Here is a 15,940-nt window from a genome sequence, read left to right on the forward strand (position 1 = left end):
TCGGAGAGTGCGCGGACACGATGAAGGGGCTGTGACGGATGGATGTGCAAGGCGGGCGGGGTGGCGCAGATTGGGCGTCTTGCGGGTCTATTTCTGGCTGCCGGAAGCGCTGTGGATGATCCTTCTGCATCTGATGACGCGATCAGGCCATCACGCGCGTCGCCTGCGCTGGTTGCCACCCTGGTTTGATCAGGTCATTCATCTGCCCCTCCCCTTTCTGGAAGAGTTTATCGCGCGCGCTTACCGCGATGATCCACAGGCGGCGCAGGAGACGATCATGTACCTCAGCAACTCGACTACTCTGACCCGCGTTGCCGCGCGCTGCATGGTCCGGGTCGCTTTCGATACCTGCAACCGGGCGCGCGCGCTGAAAGAGATCGCCGACCTGGCCGATGAACTGGCCTGGATTCCTTCTCCGCTGCCCGAGACGATCAGCCCCCTGTTGTCGCGCGTCATCGAAGTCAGTCAAAGCGCGCGCGCGGCGCAGTATGCGCGCTCCGGCCTGGCCCGCGCTGCCCATCTCCGCCCTGGCGCGCGCGCGCTGGCCGACATTCGCAAGGCGGCGACGCTCTCTGATCGCCGCGATGATCGCGATTACGGCGCGCTCGCCGAAGCCTGGTCGGCGCTGTTCGAACGGGCGATCGCCGAAGCGGAAGAGCAGGCGCGCCGCGAGGGGCAGATTCCGCAGGCGTATGTCGCAGGCCCGCCGCTGCATCCATCCACGAGCGTCAATCTGCTACGGGGACGGGCCGATCTGTTCCGCGAGCTGGAGGGTCTGCTGCTGGCGCCGGCGCGGCCCGTCCTCCTCCTGTATGGCGGACGGCGCGCCGGCAAAACCTCGTTTCTGAATTTTCTCCCCCGAACGCTGGGCGGCAACGTTCTGCCCTTGCTGGTGGATGGGCAGGAATTGGCGGCAGTGGAGACTCAGCAAGGCATTGCCCGGCGTCTGGCAGGCGCCATGAGCCGTTCGGCGCGGGAATCCAGAAATCAGACTCTGCCCCGGTGGGATGACGAGCGAATGAGTCGCGATCCTTTCGATGCCCTGCTCGACTGGTTCGACACGATCGAGCGCGAGACGCAGCGCGAGACCGTGCTCCTCTGCCTGGACGAATTTGAGCGACTGGATGAGATTGTGCAGAAGAGCGGCAATCACGCCGCGCTGCACTTCCTGCGCCACGTTATCCAGCATCGGTTGCGCTGGAGCGTGCTTCTGTCGGGATCGCATCTGCTTGAGGAACTGCCGGCGTACTGGAGCGACTTCCTGATCAACACCCGCGCCCTGCGGGTCAGTTATCTGTCGCCGACAGACACGCGCAATCTGATCGAGCATCCCACCCCCGACTTCCCATCCATTTACACCCGTGAAGCAGTGGACGAGATCGCCGGGCTGACCAGCGGTCAGCCGTACCTGACCCAGTTGATCTGCTATGAGCTGGTGGAATGGCTCAATCTCAATCGCGAGGAACGACGCCAGATCACTCGCGATGACGCGCGGAACATTCTACCGATAGTCTTCGAACGCGGCCATCAATACTTCAGCGAATTCTGGAATCTGACCCTGGATGAGGCGGGGCGCGATCTGGTGCGCGCGCTGATTGTTAATCCTGGTCGTCCACTGAGTGACGAGCAGCGGCAGACGGCGCAACGTCTGGAGCGCAAAGAGATTCTGCGTCGTCAGCATGACTGTCTGCCTGAGTACGAGTTTCAGGTGCCGCTTCTTCGATTGTATGTTGAAACCATAATAACAGGGGAGATTGACGAGGAATGAACGTTCGTGATGAACTTCTAACCGCTCTTGTTCGCGAAGTGCTGGGTCCGCGTGATGGTTGTTACGAGACTCTGCCGGCAGACCATGACCCGCGCCAGGAATACATTACCGGTGTGCTCGAACCGCGCAATGCCCGCACTCAGGACGATCGGATCGAAGATCAGTCTAGCGCTGAAGTCAATGATGGGACGTTGATGATAGCGGCGATGGGATGGGGATGGCGGTGATGGGATGGGGATGGTGGCGGCGATGGGGGGATGGCGGTGATGGGATGGGGATGATGGCGGTGATGGGATGGGATGATGGCGGTGATGGGATGGGGATGGTGGCGGTGATGGGATGGGGATGGCGGTGATGGGATGGGGATGATGGTGGTGATGGGATGGGATGATGGTGGTGATGGGATGGGGATGGTGGCAGTGATGGGATGGGGATGGTGGCGGTGATGGGATGGGATGATGGCGGCGATGGGATGGGGATGATGGTGGTGATGGGATGGGGATGGCAGTGATGGGATGGGGATGGTGCCGGTGATGGGACGTTGATGATGGCGGTGATGGGATGGGATGATTGGATGGGGATGGTGCCGGTGATGGGACGTTGATGATGGCGGTGATGGGATGGGGGGATGGCGGTGATGGGATGGGGGGATGGCGGTGATGGGGGGACGATGATGTAGGGGCGAATAATTATTCGCCCCTACATCATCATCGGCATCATCATCATCGGCATCATCATTATCGGCATCGGCGTCATCATCATCGGCATCATCGGCATCATCGGCATCCGCATTGCCCCATCGTCGTTCGCATCGTCCCGCAATGCTGGCGATGCCCGCAATGCCGGCGATGCCCGCAATGCCGGCGATGCCCGCAATGCCGGCGATGCCCGCAATGCCGGCGATGCCCGTGATGTCCGCATTGCCCCCGTTTCCCATCGTTCACCATCATCGCCGCGTTTCCCTGCCGGCCATTCGGTAGAACATCACTGTGGCTCACTGTGGCGAATTATCATTTCAAAATCTGGATCAGATTGCTATAATCGTCCGTCCAAAGCCGGCCAGCCGGGAATGCATTTACATCCTTGCTAGCGCGCTCGGTAAACGCAGGCGTCGCAAGCAGGTTTGGATCTCTAGAAAGCAATACCCACAGCGAAGGAAAACTGCGTTCAAAATCGCCGGGATCGGAAATCACAACCCGTTCCAAACCGAAGTAGTCAGCCAGTGGCAGAACGACCTGAATTAAATCGAGGTGACGATTGGTGATGTGCACGGCCAGTATGCCAGATGTGGATAAATGCTTGAGGTACAGGTCGAATGCCTCACGGTTAAGCAGATGAACCGGGATCGAATCGCTGGAGAAAACATCGAGGACAAGGATGTCATATTGTTGCGGTTGATTCGCAGCTAGCTCGCGCTCGAGAGAAAGGCGCGCGTCACCAAGAACGATTTCGATCTTGGCCCGGCTATCGGTCAGATACGAAAAGTGACCGTCTGTTTCCTGGCTGAGGTCAATAACAGCAGGATTGATTTCGTAGAATCGGTAAATATCACCTTCCTGTCCATAGGCGGCCAGAGTGCCTACACCCAAACCGAGAATGCCGACCCGCAGTCCCTGACTGCGCCGCGGATGATTCGAAATGGCGAGACCACCGCCACTTGTTTCGGTAAAGTACGCCGTTGGCAATTTGCGTCGATCGGGATCGGCGAACTGAAATCCATGGATAGTGATCCCATGCACAAGCGCATAGCGCTTTGCTGAGCTACCCTCTGATTCAAGTTCTTTCACGCGCACCACGCCGTAGAAGTTACGTTCGAGCACGATTGCATCAGAAATGTCAGACCGGATGTACTGTATTGTCAGTATGATTGTCAGGCATAAGCCGCTGATTGGTATTCCCCGGTTGAGGATCAAACGCCAGCGTGGTTCAGGTTGACGTTGGTTGAGAGTTAAGAACAGACTCAGCATCCATACCAGCACAATACCTGCAAACAATTCCCAGTAGGCGCGAAAAATTAGGGGAGCGATGAATGTTGTAAATATGCCTCCCAATGCGCCACCGACCGATACCAGGAAGTAGAAGAGTGTCAAATGTGTCGCTGGTGGACGCACGCGGTACAACTCGCCATGGCAGATCATGCATGCTGCAAACAAGAACAGGTTATAGATGGTTATCTGCCAGATGATAGCCAGGGATTGACCGAGTATTGTTGCCAGGATCACCAGGATAGTTGCCAGGAATAAGAGCGGAATAAAGAATTGTCGCGAGTACCAGCGTTCGCCTGAAAAGGCGAGGATAAAAGTCGTTAAGTAGAGAGTTAATGGCAACACCCACAAGAACGGGATGACCGCAACTTCCTGTGTGATATGACTGGTAATCGCGAGAAGGAGGAGTGATGCAGTTGCGGCCAGCGCAATCCAAAGGATGTAGCGCGGCCAGCGAATTGATATGGCCTCTTGGGATGAACTGCCACCAGGTTGAGCAGACGCTTTCAGCGTCATTGGGTCAGGTTCAAGGCGCCAGATACGAAATGCGCCCCAGGCAGCTAATCCGGCAAAACCAAGATAGAACAGTGACCACATCCAGCCCTGATTGGGTAAAGTAAGTAATGGTTCAACCAGTAGCGGGTACGTGATCAGGCCGAGGAGAGAACCAACGTTTGAAATGGCATATAGCTGGTATGCGCTGCGTTCTGGAAAAAGACGGTGGAACCATGCCTGCATAAGTGGACTGTTGGAAGCCAACAGGAAGTAGGGTATACCAACGGAAATGGTTAGCAGCTTGATTATTTCCAGCACAGGTGGCGACTCTGGCGCGGGTTTCCAGGCCACATCAGGCGTGATAGGCGAACGCCAGTTCCATGCCAGTATTATCAACGCCCCTATCGAGATGCCAAGCAGGACCAGATGCCATTTTTCGCGTCCTCTTCCCGGATGACTCACCCACGTAGCGTAGGCGTATCCGCCGGTTAGCAGGATTTGAAAAAACATCTGCACTGTTGACCAAACGGCTGGTGAACCACCAAACCACGGCAAAATGTACTTGGCGATGAGTGGTTGGATTTGGAAGATGAGGAATGCGGAGAGAAAGATGCTGGTGATGAAGTATGCCATATGAATTCTGAACGGGGTAGTCAGATTTAAAGAATGTAATTCGCCAACAGCCAACAGTATAACAAATATTTCAGTTGTCTGGCGAAAGTAGCGCGATAGTATTTCATCGATATTCGGTTTTACTGGCCTGGTTAGCAATAGCGATGGAATGGGATGGCGGATGATCCCAAGTTGCCCGTGTTGCTACTATCGCCGCATTCTCTGGGGGGCGGGGAATGTTGATGGTGGCGGCGATGGGATGGGGGGATGGCGGTGACGATGATGGATGGGGATGGTGGTGGTGACGGGATGGGGGATGGCGGTGACGATGATGGATGGGGATGGCGGTGACGATGATGGATGGGGATGGCGGTGACGATGATGGATGTTGATGGTGGCGGTGATGGGATGGGGATGATGGCGGTGATGGGACGTTGATGATGGCGGCGATGGGATGGGATGATGGGATGGGGATGATGGCGGTGATGGGGGGACGATGATATAGGGGCGAATAATTATTCGCCCCTACATCATCATCATCGGCATCGGTGTCATCATCGGCATCGGTGTCATCGTTGTCATCATTATCGTTGCCCGCGTCGCCCCATTGCCCGCATCATCGGCGATGCCGGCGATGCCCGCAATGTTGGCAATGCCCGCGTCGTCCGCAACGCCCGCGTTGCCCGCATCGCCCCATCTCCCTTCCCCTTCGGTCATTTCTTCCTCAATCTGACGGATCGCATCTTTGGTCGGTTTCCCGTACAATGTCAGGAAGAACATGTTTGCCTGCATGGGAGGAAGGCTATGGAGCGAGTAGACACCCTGCTTACCGGCGGCACGGTCGTGACCATGGACGAGAACTGGCGTATTTTTACCGATGGCGCCGTCGCGATTCGCGATGGGGTGATTGTGGCAGTCGGGCCGAGCGCTGAACTCGCCGCTCGCTATGCCGCCGCTGAGACGATTGATTGTCGCGATTGCGCAATTATTCCCGGTTTGATTAACGGTCATGCTCACGTGCCGATGAGTCTGCTGCGCGGCCTGGTAGCCGATCAGCAGCTTGATGTCTGGCTGTTCGGATACATGTTCCCGGTGGAGAGCCAGTTTGTTGACCCCGATTTTAGCTTCACCGGCACTCTGCTCAGTTGCGCCGAAATGATTCGCGGCGGCACGACGACGTTTGTCGATATGTACTATTTTGAAGAAGAGGTGGCGCGCGCTGCCGATCAGGCTGGAATGCGCGCGATTTGCGGCCAGACGGTGATGCGTTTGCCGACTCCTGACGCCGATTCGTTTGACGCCGGGATCGAGCGCGCGCGTCGGTTTATGGCCGAATGGCGGGGGCATCCGCGAATTGTTGCAACGGTAGCGCCCCATGCTCCTTACACCTGCACCGATGAAATCTATCGGCAGGCCGCTGCGCTCTGCGCCGAATTTGGCGCGCCGCTGATTACCCATCTTTCGGAAACGGCTCGCGAGGTGGAAGAGAGCATTCGCGATCGCGAGGTGACGCCGATCCGTTACGCCAAACGGGTAGGCGCTTTTGATGTGCCCTGTATTGCCGCTCATTGCGTTCACGCTACCGAAGACGATCTGCGACTGCTGCGCGAGGCGCGCGCCGGCGCAGTGCCTTGCCCGACCAGCAATCTGAAGCTGGCCAGCGGAGTAGCGCCGTTCCGCCGCATGATCGAAACTGGAGTGCGGGTCGGTCTCGGTACCGATGGCCCGGCCAGCAACGACGACCAGGATATGTTTACCGAGATTCAGTTGGCGGCGCTGTTGCCAAAAGGCTTGAGTGGCGATCCGACGGCAGTGCCGGCGCGTGAAGCGTTTGCGCTGGCAACCTGTTGGGGTGCGCGCGCTATTCATCTCGATCATCTCGTCGGTTCGCTGGAACCGGGCAAACGGGCCGATGTTGCGGTCGTTGAGTTGCGCCGCCTGCACAGCGCGCCACGCTATACCTATGCGCCCGATGCAATCTATTCGCACCTTGTCTACAGCAGCCGGGCCGCCGATGTCCGCGATGTCCTGGTCGATGGCCGGATCTTGTTGCGCAATCGTCAGTTGCAGACGCTCGACGAGGAGGCGATTATCAGCCGCGCCCAAGCGATTGCGGCCCGTATTAACGAGTTTCTCGCTACGCGCGAACGCAATTTGCTGGCCAAGATTTTGGCTCTGGGTGGCGTGCAACAGGCTGAGATTTTCGAGATACAGGTCAAAGCGCGCTTGCGTCCGGCTGATGTTGAGCGCGCGCTCGCGCTGCTGGCGAGTCCGACTATCACCGTCACAAAGACCAGTGAACGGATTCAGTACGATACCTACTTCATCTTCGCTAATGGCGAACGCATCCGTATCCGTGAAGATCATCGCACCGATCCCGGCGCTCGTCCGCAACCGAAATATACGCTGACTCTGATGGCTGAAGCGCGTCGGTTTGATCATCCCAAGGCGATGATGCTTTCGCGCGCGCGCTATACCGCGCCGGCTGATCATACGGTGCGCTTCTACCGCGAATATTTTCAGCCTGACCGGATCGAAGAGCTGGAGAAACGACGGCGGCGCTGGCGGATTCTCTACAAAGACCATGATTTCGCGATGAACCTCGATACGCTGGTCGGTCAGCCTGACCCCGGCCCCTTCCTTGAGATCAAAAGTCGCACCTGGAGCCGACGCGATGCCGAGCGGCGCGCAGGTTTGATTAGTGAACTGCTTGAGCTGGCCGGTATTCCCGATGACGCGCTGGTGTTGCAGGAGTATGTGGAGCTAGTGGCATGAAGCAGCGCGGTATCTATCTGATTGGGTTGACCGGCGGGATTGCCTGTGGCAAGAGCACGGTGTTGGCGATGTTGGCGGCTCTCGGCGCGCGCACAATTGACGCCGACCGCGTTACTCATCGATTGCAACAACCGGGAACGCCGGTCTATCAGGCGATTGTCGCTGCCTTCGGGCCGCAGATTCTCGCTGTGCCCGGCGGAGCTATTGACCGGCGCAAGCTGGGCGCAATCGTCTTCAACGATCCGGTTGCGCTCAAACGATTGGAAGCAATTGTGCATCCAGCGGTGCGGGCAGAGATCCGGCGCTTTCTCGATGAGGTGGCCGGCGCGGGTTCGTATGCTACCCGGTTGCGTCCGGTAGAACGGCCAATCGCCGTGATCGATGCGATCAAGCTGATTGAGTCGGGTTGGGCCGACGAGTGCGATCAGGTATGGGTGGTGACCTGTCCGCCTGAACAGCAGATCGAACGACTGATGACGACACGCGGTATGTCGCTGGAAGAAGCGCAGGCGCGGGTAGCTGCCCAACCGCCGCAGGAAAGCCGGTTGAGTCGGGCTGATGTGGTGATCGACAACAGCGGTTCACAGGTGCAGACGCACGCTCAGGTTGAAGCGGCCTGGCAACGGGCCTTGATTGCCAGTCACGGCGCGTAGATGATCCGGCGACGTTCGGTAATGACAACTCCATCGGCAAGGGTGACGCGCAGGCGCACAGTGTATTCGCCGGTCGGTTGATTGGTGGCGTTCCACATACCCAGCAGGCCGTTTTCGACCGGCAGGTTGCTCTGCCCAAGCATCTGCCATTCGGTTGGTTCGACGCCCTGGCCGATGTCGAGAATGAAGGGGCCGCGCGCCGTGCCTTTGACGAAGAGTTTGGTATTGGTGATCACAGCGCTCTCGTCGAGGTTGATGAGAGCGACAGCCTGTTCCGGCGTGGACGGTGGCGGACAGTATTCGGTCGGCCCGGCGCGTCCGTTCCGTTGCGCCCATTCGGCCACTTCAGTCGGGTAGATCGGCACGGTGACTACTCTCACCTCTTCTAGTGGAGTGTGGATCGTTGCCCGACACGAACCGTTACCGCCAACCCGGATGGTCTGGTAGGTGATGCCGCTGACCGGTTCCGTGCCGGCGACAAACCATTCAGTGATCACGCCTGGACATTCAGGCGTTGGCGGGCCGCCGGTTTCGCTGCAAACTGGCAGCTCAGTAATTCTCGGCGGTGGGGTAAAGCTTTGCGTCGATCGGTTGGCGTGGTAGCGTAGCATCAATTCGCGCCAGATCAGGCCGGCGCCATTCGCGCCGGCCACTTCGTTCATTGGTCGGTTATCATTGTTGCCCACCCAGACACCGATGACCACAGCGCTGGTATAGCCAATCGCCCACGAATCGCGAAAATCGTTGCTGGTGCCGGTCTTGACCGCTGCGGGAATGTTGGGTAATTCCATGACGTTGTTGCGCCCAAAGACCATGCGGCGGGCGGCGTTGTCGCTAAGGATGTCGGTGATGAGAAACGCAATCTGTTCACTCTGCGGGCCGAGCAATGGTTTTCCGCGGGTGGGTTGCCACGAATCGAGAATCTCGCCGCGACTATTGGTCACGCGCAGAATGGCGACTGGCCGCACCTGGCGGCCACCGGCCTGCAGGCTGGCGTAAGCTCCGGTCAACTCAAGCAATCGCACCTCGTTGCTCCCAAGTGCCATTGGCAGACCGTAGCGCGCGGGATCGGTGAAAGTGGTGATGCCAAACTCACTCATCAGGTTGACAAAGTTTTCAACCCCAACAAATTCAAGCGCCTTCACTGCCGGAATGTTAAGCGAATTGGCCAGCGCCAATCGTAACCGTACCGGTCCGCGAAAACGTTTATCGTAGTTCTCTGGTTGGTAAACGACGCCGTTGTTCGTCCAGCTTGATGGCACATCCCACAGAATGGTAGCCGGCGTCCAGCCTTTCTGCAATGCGGCAGCGTAGATAAATGGCTTCAACGCTGAACCGGGCTGGCGCGGCATCATTGTCACGTTGACCTGACCGTCGGGCGCGTTATAGTCAATACTGCCGACCATCGCCAAAATCTGGCCGTCGGGCGCGAGAATCACCACGGCAGCGTTGCTGGCGTCACGCGCGCGCAACTCGGCGATCTTTTCGGCAGCAACAGCTTCGGCTTGCGCCTGCCAGTTCGGATCAAGGGTGGTGATAACACGCAACCCGCCGCGATTGACCATCTCGACACCAAAACGCTGGACAAGGAGATCGTAGACGTAAAAGACAAAGTGAGGCGCCTGGATCGAGGAGGTGGGTTTTGCCAATCGGATTGGTTCGGCAAAGATAGCGTCAGCTTCCGCGGCGGTAATGAAACCGGCCTCAACCATCCGATCGAGCACGATCCGCTGCCGGGCGCGCGCTAGCGGTAAATTCTTAAACAGATCGTAGGTCGAGGGAGATTGTGGCAAGCCGGCCAGCAACGTCGCTTCGCCGCGCGTCAATTGCCAGACATGCTTGCCGAAGTAGCGTTGAGCAGCCGCTTCAACGCCATAGGCCTGCGCGCCGTAGTAGACCTCGTTAAGATAGAGAGACAGGATCTGCTCTTTGCTGTACTCTTTCCCTACCTGTATGGCCAGAATCGCCTCGCGGATCTTGCGTTCGATGGATTGCTGTTGAGCCTCTTCCGGGGTCAGCAGGATCGCTCGCACCAGTTGCATCGTGATCGTGCTCGCGCCGGAGACCGTCTCTCCGGCGGTGACGTTTTGCCAGAAGGCGCGCAGGATGCTCGGCAGATCGACGCCGGGATTGGTGTAAAAATTGGCGTCTTCAACTGCCACGGTTGCGTCGCGTAGAATCTTCGGGATACGGTCGAGTGCGACCGGCGCGCGCACGCCAGGACCGATCACTTCGTAGAGCTGCGTGTTGCCATCGCGGGCATAGATACGAGTGTTCTCGAAGCTGCGGTGCTGGTCGATCAGTTCGGGTGGCGGTAAGTCGCGGCTATAGTATACGTAGAGGCCGATAATCACTATCAGAACGAGCAATACAAGAGTCAGCCCGGCAAATGCAAGCCGATTCAACCAGTGCCAGAACGCATTTCGTTTGCGTTGTGGTTGCGGTGATGTGCGGTTTGGGAAACGTGGCAATGGCGGACGTGGACGGCGGGCCATAGGCAGTAGACATCGCTAAGATGATCAGACCATCAATACCAGGTCGGAACATTTCAAGATCGGTTGATAAGAATACTATAGCGCGTCTTTGATGGAATTGTACAGGTAAAAACTTGAGAATATTTTAAAGTGATAGCAGATAGAGAGGGTCGGTGATGTTGTAAGCAGGTGACAACGGCGATGATGGCAACCGTAATCCAATCTTTCCGAGCCGGCAAAGAGGCTATCCATCGCTCAACTCGCGCGCTGCCCGCTCCACTGCATGCCAGGCTGCGCTATGCGGTGTCGTCAACTCGAAGTGACCGCAATCAGGCAAGATCGAAAGATGGGCAGGATCGCCAGTCGATCGAGCCGCGGTAACAAATGATTCGACATAAGCGGCTGGAACAATCTGGTCATCGCTGCCGACCAGATGATAATGCGGCACGCCTAAGGGCAAGAGGGCGCGCGGTGAGACTTCGCGGTAGCGATGCGAATGATGTCCGACCAGTTCCGCGCAGGCAACGCCGCAGGCGGTCGCTGTCACACCCAGATCTAGATCGGTAACTGCAGCCAGCGCAACGACACCACAGAGTGGTAGTGGATGCGCGTGGTAGAGGGCGCTGGTGTCAGGCAGTTTGGATCGGGCGGCCAGCCAGAGCGCAAGCTGACCGCCGGCAGAGTGACCGAGCGCAATCACCCGCGTCAGATCGAGTGGATACTGCGCGGCCAGCGCGCGCAGGTAGTCGAGGCCGGCGGCGACATCGTGGAAGGTTTGCGGCCAGCCGCCGCCGTTACCCAGGCGACGGTATTCCAGGCTCCACACGGCGTAGCCAGCGGCGCGTAAAGCGGCGCAACACTCGCCGAGAGGGGTCAGGTCATACACTGCTTGCCAGCAGCCACCGTGGATGAGCACAACGACCGGCGCCGGTCGTGAGGTGTCCGGCAGGTAGAGATCGCCAAACTGATCGGGATGATCGCCATAAGAGATGCGCGCGTCCGACGGTATGGCAGGTTGGGCAAGATAATCCGCAACAGTCAGCATATCCGGCATAAACAGACTCAGCGATTGTGGTGAGAGACAGGCGCTGTAGGCGCGCCACAGAAGTGATGCGATTCGGGTTGAGGGTTGTGCTATGCCTCGTCGGCAAACTGGTTGAGAAAATCATCTAGCGGGCCATTGTAGTAGACGTGTACAACCTGGTTGAAGGTGATCCGGGCCACAGCGTCCCACACTTCATCGGGATCGCTGCTGTAAGCGACCAGCATGGCTCGTTCTGGACGCTCCTCATCTTCTCCGGGTGGAATAACGAGCGCCAGCCATTGGCGAGGGTAACGCTGCTCGATGAGCGTGATTGGTTCGACCTTGCCCCGCTCAACCATACCGGTGTAGGGGCAACCACAGGCACAATTCGGCCCGCAACTGCTGTGATCGCCGGTGCCACAACTGGGGCTGGTACCGCCGTGGAGAGCGCTGGTAAGGTTAATGACGACTGGCATAGGTCTATTTCGAAGCGAACTTGGTGGGTCGCAGTGACAGCTTAACCTCAGACCAGAGAGTCAGATCACAGTTGAGCTATCACTGCGCACCCGGAAAGGTTATGGCCCAATTCGTTCCATTCCGCCCATATACGGACGGAGCACTTCAGGGATCAGGATACTGCCATCTTCCTGCTGGTAATTTTCCATAATGGCGATGATTGTGCGCGGCAGGCCGAGGCCAGAACCGTTGAGCGTGTGGAGAAATTCCGGTTTTGCGCCCGGTTCGGGCCGATAACGAATGTTGGCCCGTCGCGCCTGAAACGCCTCGACGTTCGAGCACGAACTTACTTCGAGCCATTCACCCACGCCGGGCGCCCACACCTCAATGTCGTAGGTCTTGGTCGAGCCGAAGCCGAGATCGCCAGCGCAGAGCAGTTTGGTGCGAAATGGCAGTCCAAGCAGGCGCGCGCATTCCTCGGCGTCACGGCGCAATTTCTCCAGCGCCTGGTAACTCTCTTCGGGTTTAACAAACATGTACATCTCGACCTTGTCGAACTGGTGACCGCGCTTGATTCCGCGCACATCACGCCCGGCGCTGAGCTGTTCTTTGCGAAAGCAAGGAGTGTAGGCAGCGTGGTAGATCGGCAACTGACTCGCTTCGAGAATCTCGTCGGCGTAGAGGCTGGTAATCGGCACTTCGGCAGTTGGCACCAGCCACAAGCCCGACTCTTCATCGCGATAAAGGTTGTCGCGGAATTTGGGCAACTGACCGGAGGCCCACAAGACCGATTCTTTCACCACGAACGGAGTGTAGACCTCTTGATAGCCCTGTTGGAGATGGAGATCAAGCAGCCACTGGATCACGGCGCGTTGCAGGCGCGCGCCGGCGCCACGCATGACATAAAACCGCGAACCCGCCAGCTTCACCCCGCGCTCAAAGTCGAGGATGCCCAGCGCCTCGCCCAGTTCCCAGTGTGGACGGGCGGGAAAGGGAAGCTGACGCTCTTCACCCTCCTGGTAGATGACTACATTGTCGCGATCATCTACCCCATCGGGAACATCGGCGTGAGGCAGGTTGCGAATTTCGAGCATGGCGGCGCGCTGCTGTTCTTCAACTTCAGCAAGCTGGCGGTCGAGCGCCGCGATTTCATCGCCGAGCTGGCGCATTGCCTCGATCCTGGCCTGACGTTCGACAGGATCTTTCATGGCGCCGATCTGCTTCGAAACGGCGTTGCGTTCGGCTTTGCGCGTCTCGACTTCGTAGATCAGGCGACGGCGTTGTTCATCGAAGGCCAGCACCTGATCGATGATCGCGCCATCGACGCCACAACGGGCCAACTGGCGTTTGACTTCCTCGGGTTGCTCGCGGATCAGTTTGATGTCAAGCATATCTTTAGTCTGTTGAACTACCACACGCTGATGCGCGGGGGCGATTTGAGCTGTGAATGAGATTATACCACGGCAGTGATCGGCTTTGGTATGCGAAGTTTCACGAGCTGATCCGGCTGTAGTGCCAGGAAACCGGTTGGCCATCTTGATAGGGTATTACCCCGTGAAAGGGGCGCGGATCGTCGTCGAAGACGAGCGGCAGGAAAAAACGGTCGCCGGGCCAGAGGGGGAGTTCGAGCAGGCGGTTCAGAGGCACCCACTCGAGCCGGCCTTCATCATTGGTCGCAGGTGGTTGACCTTGAAAGCGGGTGATAAGGAAGATAAAGGCAAACCAGTCTTCGCCGTTCTTGCCAAACCCCGGCCAGCTTATCGTGCCGCGCAGTGTGAGTTCGAGCGCGGTGATGGCAGCCTCTTCGCGTAGCTCGCGTTGCAAGCCGGCAACGATCTCTTCATGACGCTCAAGCTTGCCACCCAGTCCATTGTATTTGCCCAGATGTTGATCGCCGGGTCGGGCATTACGGTGAACCATCAAGACCGATTGGCGGTCAGGAGAGAGCACGTAGGCAAGCGTGGCGAGAATGGGTGTGTAAGGCATAAGAACCTCAGTAATGTGCGCGCTATTGCAGGCTGCAGACAATTATAGCTGATGACAACTGGCAAAGAGATCATCCGTGCCTCTAGCCTCATCTCGCCTGCGCTCACCAGGCTTGATACAGATTGCGCTCGCCGCGTCGCACTTCGGCAATCCGACGGATGCTGCCAGGGTCGATCCCATCAGGCAGCCGGTCAGGGTGGAAAAACTGCGCGTCACAGATTTCAATATCGGCGACAGGTGGCGCCGGGGGGCCATCGGCTACCGCAGTAAAGACAATGACATAATCGCTGAGACCATGAGACAGGTAGTGAAAGACGCCGTGGAGACCGGTGATCGTGACCGGACAGCCACTCTCTTCACGGGCCTCGCGGCGCGCAGCTTCCGCCGGCGCTTCACCGTGATCGACTGCGCCCCCAGGCAGGCCCCAGGGTGTTGCGCCACCACGATGGCGCACGAGTAAGAATTCGTCACCGCGTTGTACGATGACCCGCACGCCAATCGCGCGCAGGCGGAACAGTTGATGCCGTAACAACCGCGCGCGGCGGAAGAGGTTGTATACGCTGGTGAGGGCCAGTTCGTGGATTGGATGGGTCATGGTGTGAGTGGCACTATCACCATTGCTGCTGATTGACGGTGACAATTATTTCGGTCGATATTGTTCATCATAGCATGCCCGGGCAGTGGTCGCAAATTGTTTGCTGGCTTGAAAAAGGTTTGCTTGCCGGTCAGTCTCTGAGTCATGCGGAGGAACTGCACTCTTGAGAGTGTTTCTACTAATCAGCATTGGGTATGTAGGGAAATGTGAACTGCAATCAGCTCTATGTCGTAGGATCGCTGCTGAGCGACAGAAGAAAGCAGCCAGATAGTTATACCACCTGCAAAATTTTTTAGTATAAACATTTGTTTATGCAAATGTTAAATAGTACTTTTATACTATTGATGACTGGTACTGAAATGGCACCTGTGATGTTCAGGAAGTACTATGGAGGATCATAATCGGATTGGATATAATTAGCTTTGTGAAAAACACGTTGGATTGTGAAAAATTTTTAATTTCTCGCTGTGACGAATCCGTAGAAGGAATTATATATGATGAGCAGAACGCTTTTTGCATCATGTATTGCCATAGTGATTATGTTCGCGCTTAGTGGTTGTCAAATTTCGGCAGAACTGCCTACTCCTACTCGACAACCAACAAACACGCCGCTCAGACCGACATAATTCGCTCTATATCCTCCACCTACAGTGGTAATGCACCCTACCCGTCCGGCTTATCCGCCGCCGACCCGTACAGCTACGCTGACGCCGCGCCCTACCCGTCCGGCTTATCCGCCGCCGACCCGTACAGCTACGCTGACGCCGCGCCCCACCCGTCCGGCTTATCCGCCGCCGACCCGTACAGCTACGCTGACGCCGCGCCCCACCCGTCCGGCTTATCCGCCACCGACCCGTACAGTCAGGCCACCAACTCGCACTGCAATGCCAGTGCCACCAACAGTGACGCCAGAACCACCGCCGGCGACGCGCCCGGCCTATCCGCCACCGCCAACGGCAACGCCGGTACCGCCACCGCCGGCGACGCGCCCGGCCTATCCGCCACCGCCAACGGCAACGCCGGTACCGCCACCGCCGGCGACGCGCCCGGCCTATCCGCCACCGCCAACGGCAACGCCGGTACCGCCACCGCCGGCGACGCGCCCGGCCTATCCGCC

The 15,940-nt window shown here is 57.9% G+C and carries 13 protein-coding genes and 1 pseudogene; 5 read left to right on the forward strand and 9 right to left on the reverse strand.

The features are described from left to right. Positions 1–1,768, forward strand: a 1,768-nt coding sequence (locus tag Q0650_RS10760) for a hypothetical protein (RefSeq protein WP_298818805.1), incomplete at its 5' end; no start/stop codon positions are given. Beyond that, positions 1,765–1,995: a hypothetical protein gene (locus tag Q0650_RS10765; RefSeq protein ID WP_298818807.1), complete on the forward strand. Its 231-nt coding sequence runs from the start codon at positions 1,765–1,767 to the stop codon at positions 1,993–1,995. The genes Q0650_RS10760 and Q0650_RS10765, both read left to right, overlap by 4 nt. On the opposite strand, the gene Q0650_RS10770 is transcribed toward Q0650_RS10765, so the two are convergent. The 3 genes from Q0650_RS10770 to Q0650_RS10780 form a co-directional block, all read right to left on the reverse strand. Beyond that, positions 1,929–2,705 carry a hypothetical protein gene (locus tag Q0650_RS10770; protein WP_298818809.1) on the reverse strand — a complete coding sequence of 259 codons (777 nt, stop codon included), beginning with the start codon at positions 2,703–2,705 and terminating at the stop codon, positions 1,929–1,931. The two genes, Q0650_RS10765 and Q0650_RS10770, sit on opposite strands and share 67 nt — an antisense overlap. A gap of 73 nt (positions 2,706–2,778) precedes the next feature. Then, entirely contained in the window at positions 2,779–4,881 is a 2,103-nt protein-coding gene (locus Q0650_RS10775) for a hypothetical protein (protein ID WP_298818810.1), read from the reverse strand. 504 nt (positions 4,882–5,385) lie between these two features. After that, positions 5,386–5,640: a hypothetical protein gene (locus tag Q0650_RS10780; protein WP_298818811.1), complete on the reverse strand. Its 255-nt coding sequence runs from the start codon at positions 5,638–5,640 to the stop codon at positions 5,386–5,388. 24 nt (positions 5,641–5,664) lie between these two features. Between Q0650_RS10780 and Q0650_RS10785 the strand changes: the two genes are divergently transcribed. Next, a complete protein-coding gene (locus tag Q0650_RS10785; protein WP_298818813.1) occupies positions 5,665–7,635 on the forward strand; it encodes an amidohydrolase family protein in 1,971 nt (656 codons plus the stop codon). Beyond that, on the forward strand, positions 7,632–8,288 hold the full coding sequence (gene coaE, locus Q0650_RS10790) for a dephospho-CoA kinase (protein WP_298818815.1): 657 nt from the start codon (positions 7,632–7,634) through the stop codon (positions 8,286–8,288). Before Q0650_RS10785 ends, coaE begins: the two co-directional genes overlap by 4 nt. Here the strand turns inward: coaE and Q0650_RS10795 are convergent. The 6 genes from Q0650_RS10795 to Q0650_RS10820 all read right to left on the reverse strand — a co-directional run bounded on the left by Q0650_RS10795 (position 8,276) and on the right by Q0650_RS10820 (position 14,823). Continuing rightward, positions 8,276–10,783 carry a transglycosylase domain-containing protein gene (locus Q0650_RS10795; RefSeq protein ID WP_298818817.1) on the reverse strand — a complete coding sequence of 836 codons (2,508 nt, stop codon included), beginning with the start codon at positions 10,781–10,783 and terminating at the stop codon, positions 8,276–8,278. The two genes, coaE and Q0650_RS10795, sit on opposite strands and share 13 nt — an antisense overlap. A gap of 223 nt (positions 10,784–11,006) precedes the next feature. Further along, positions 11,007–11,816, reverse strand: coding sequence for a S9 family peptidase (locus tag Q0650_RS10800; protein WP_298818819.1), 810 nt, complete (start codon positions 11,814–11,816; stop codon positions 11,007–11,009). A gap of 80 nt (positions 11,817–11,896) precedes the next feature. Continuing rightward, positions 11,897–12,262, reverse strand: a complete 366-nt coding sequence (locus Q0650_RS10805; RefSeq protein WP_298818821.1) for a hypothetical protein — start codon at positions 12,260–12,262, stop codon at positions 11,897–11,899. A 99-nt stretch (positions 12,263–12,361) separates the two neighbouring features. After that, complete coding sequence (gene serS, locus Q0650_RS10810; protein WP_298818823.1) at positions 12,362–13,633, reverse strand: serine--tRNA ligase; 1,272 nt, start codon at positions 13,631–13,633, stop codon at positions 12,362–12,364. Between the two features lie 100 nt (positions 13,634–13,733). Then, a complete protein-coding gene (locus Q0650_RS10815) occupies positions 13,734–14,228 on the reverse strand; it encodes an 8-oxo-dGTP diphosphatase (RefSeq protein ID WP_298818825.1) in 495 nt (164 codons plus the stop codon). Between the two features lie 103 nt (positions 14,229–14,331). Beyond that, positions 14,332–14,823, reverse strand: a complete 492-nt coding sequence (locus Q0650_RS10820; RefSeq protein WP_298818827.1) for an NUDIX domain-containing protein — start codon at positions 14,821–14,823, stop codon at positions 14,332–14,334. A 656-nt stretch (positions 14,824–15,479) separates the two neighbouring features. Between Q0650_RS10820 and Q0650_RS10825 the strand changes: the two are divergent. Continuing rightward, positions 15,480–15,940: pseudogene (locus Q0650_RS10825) on the forward strand (peptidase C14); the annotation flags it as partial.

The sequence above is a fragment of the uncultured Chloroflexus sp. genome (assembly GCF_937129525.1).
In the GTDB taxonomy this organism is placed as follows: Bacteria; Chloroflexota; Chloroflexia; order Chloroflexales; family Chloroflexaceae; genus Chloroflexus.

Excerpts from the sequence above, each read along its gene's own strand:
- Q0650_RS10820 (WP_298818827.1), bottom strand. The coding sequence starts at position 14,823 with ATGACCCATCCAATCCACGAACTGGCCCTCACCAGCGTATACAACCTC.
- Q0650_RS10800 (WP_298818819.1), bottom strand. The coding sequence starts at position 11,816 with ATGCCGGATATGCTGACTGTTGCGGATTATCTTGCCCAACCTGCCATA.
- Q0650_RS10785 (WP_298818813.1), top strand. The coding sequence starts at position 5,665 with ATGGAGCGAGTAGACACCCTGCTTACCGGCGGCACGGTCGTGACCATG.
- Q0650_RS10815 (WP_298818825.1), bottom strand. The coding sequence starts at position 14,228 with ATGCCTTACACACCCATTCTCGCCACGCTTGCCTACGTGCTCTCTCCT.
- coaE (WP_298818815.1), top strand. The coding sequence starts at position 7,632 with ATGAAGCAGCGCGGTATCTATCTGATTGGGTTGACCGGCGGGATTGCC.
- Q0650_RS10765 (WP_298818807.1), top strand. The coding sequence starts at position 1,765 with ATGAACGTTCGTGATGAACTTCTAACCGCTCTTGTTCGCGAAGTGCTG.
- Q0650_RS10770 (WP_298818809.1), bottom strand. The coding sequence starts at position 2,705 with ATGGGAAACGGGGGCAATGCGGACATCACGGGCATCGCCGGCATTGCG.
- Q0650_RS10795 (WP_298818817.1), bottom strand. The coding sequence starts at position 10,783 with ATGGCCCGCCGTCCACGTCCGCCATTGCCACGTTTCCCAAACCGCACA.
- serS (WP_298818823.1), bottom strand. The coding sequence starts at position 13,633 with ATGCTTGACATCAAACTGATCCGCGAGCAACCCGAGGAAGTCAAACGC.
- Q0650_RS10805 (WP_298818821.1), bottom strand. The coding sequence starts at position 12,262 with ATGCCAGTCGTCATTAACCTTACCAGCGCTCTCCACGGCGGTACCAGC.
- Q0650_RS10775 (WP_298818810.1), bottom strand. The coding sequence starts at position 4,881 with ATGGCATACTTCATCACCAGCATCTTTCTCTCCGCATTCCTCATCTTC.
- Q0650_RS10780 (WP_298818811.1), bottom strand. The coding sequence starts at position 5,640 with ATGTTCTTCCTGACATTGTACGGGAAACCGACCAAAGATGCGATCCGT.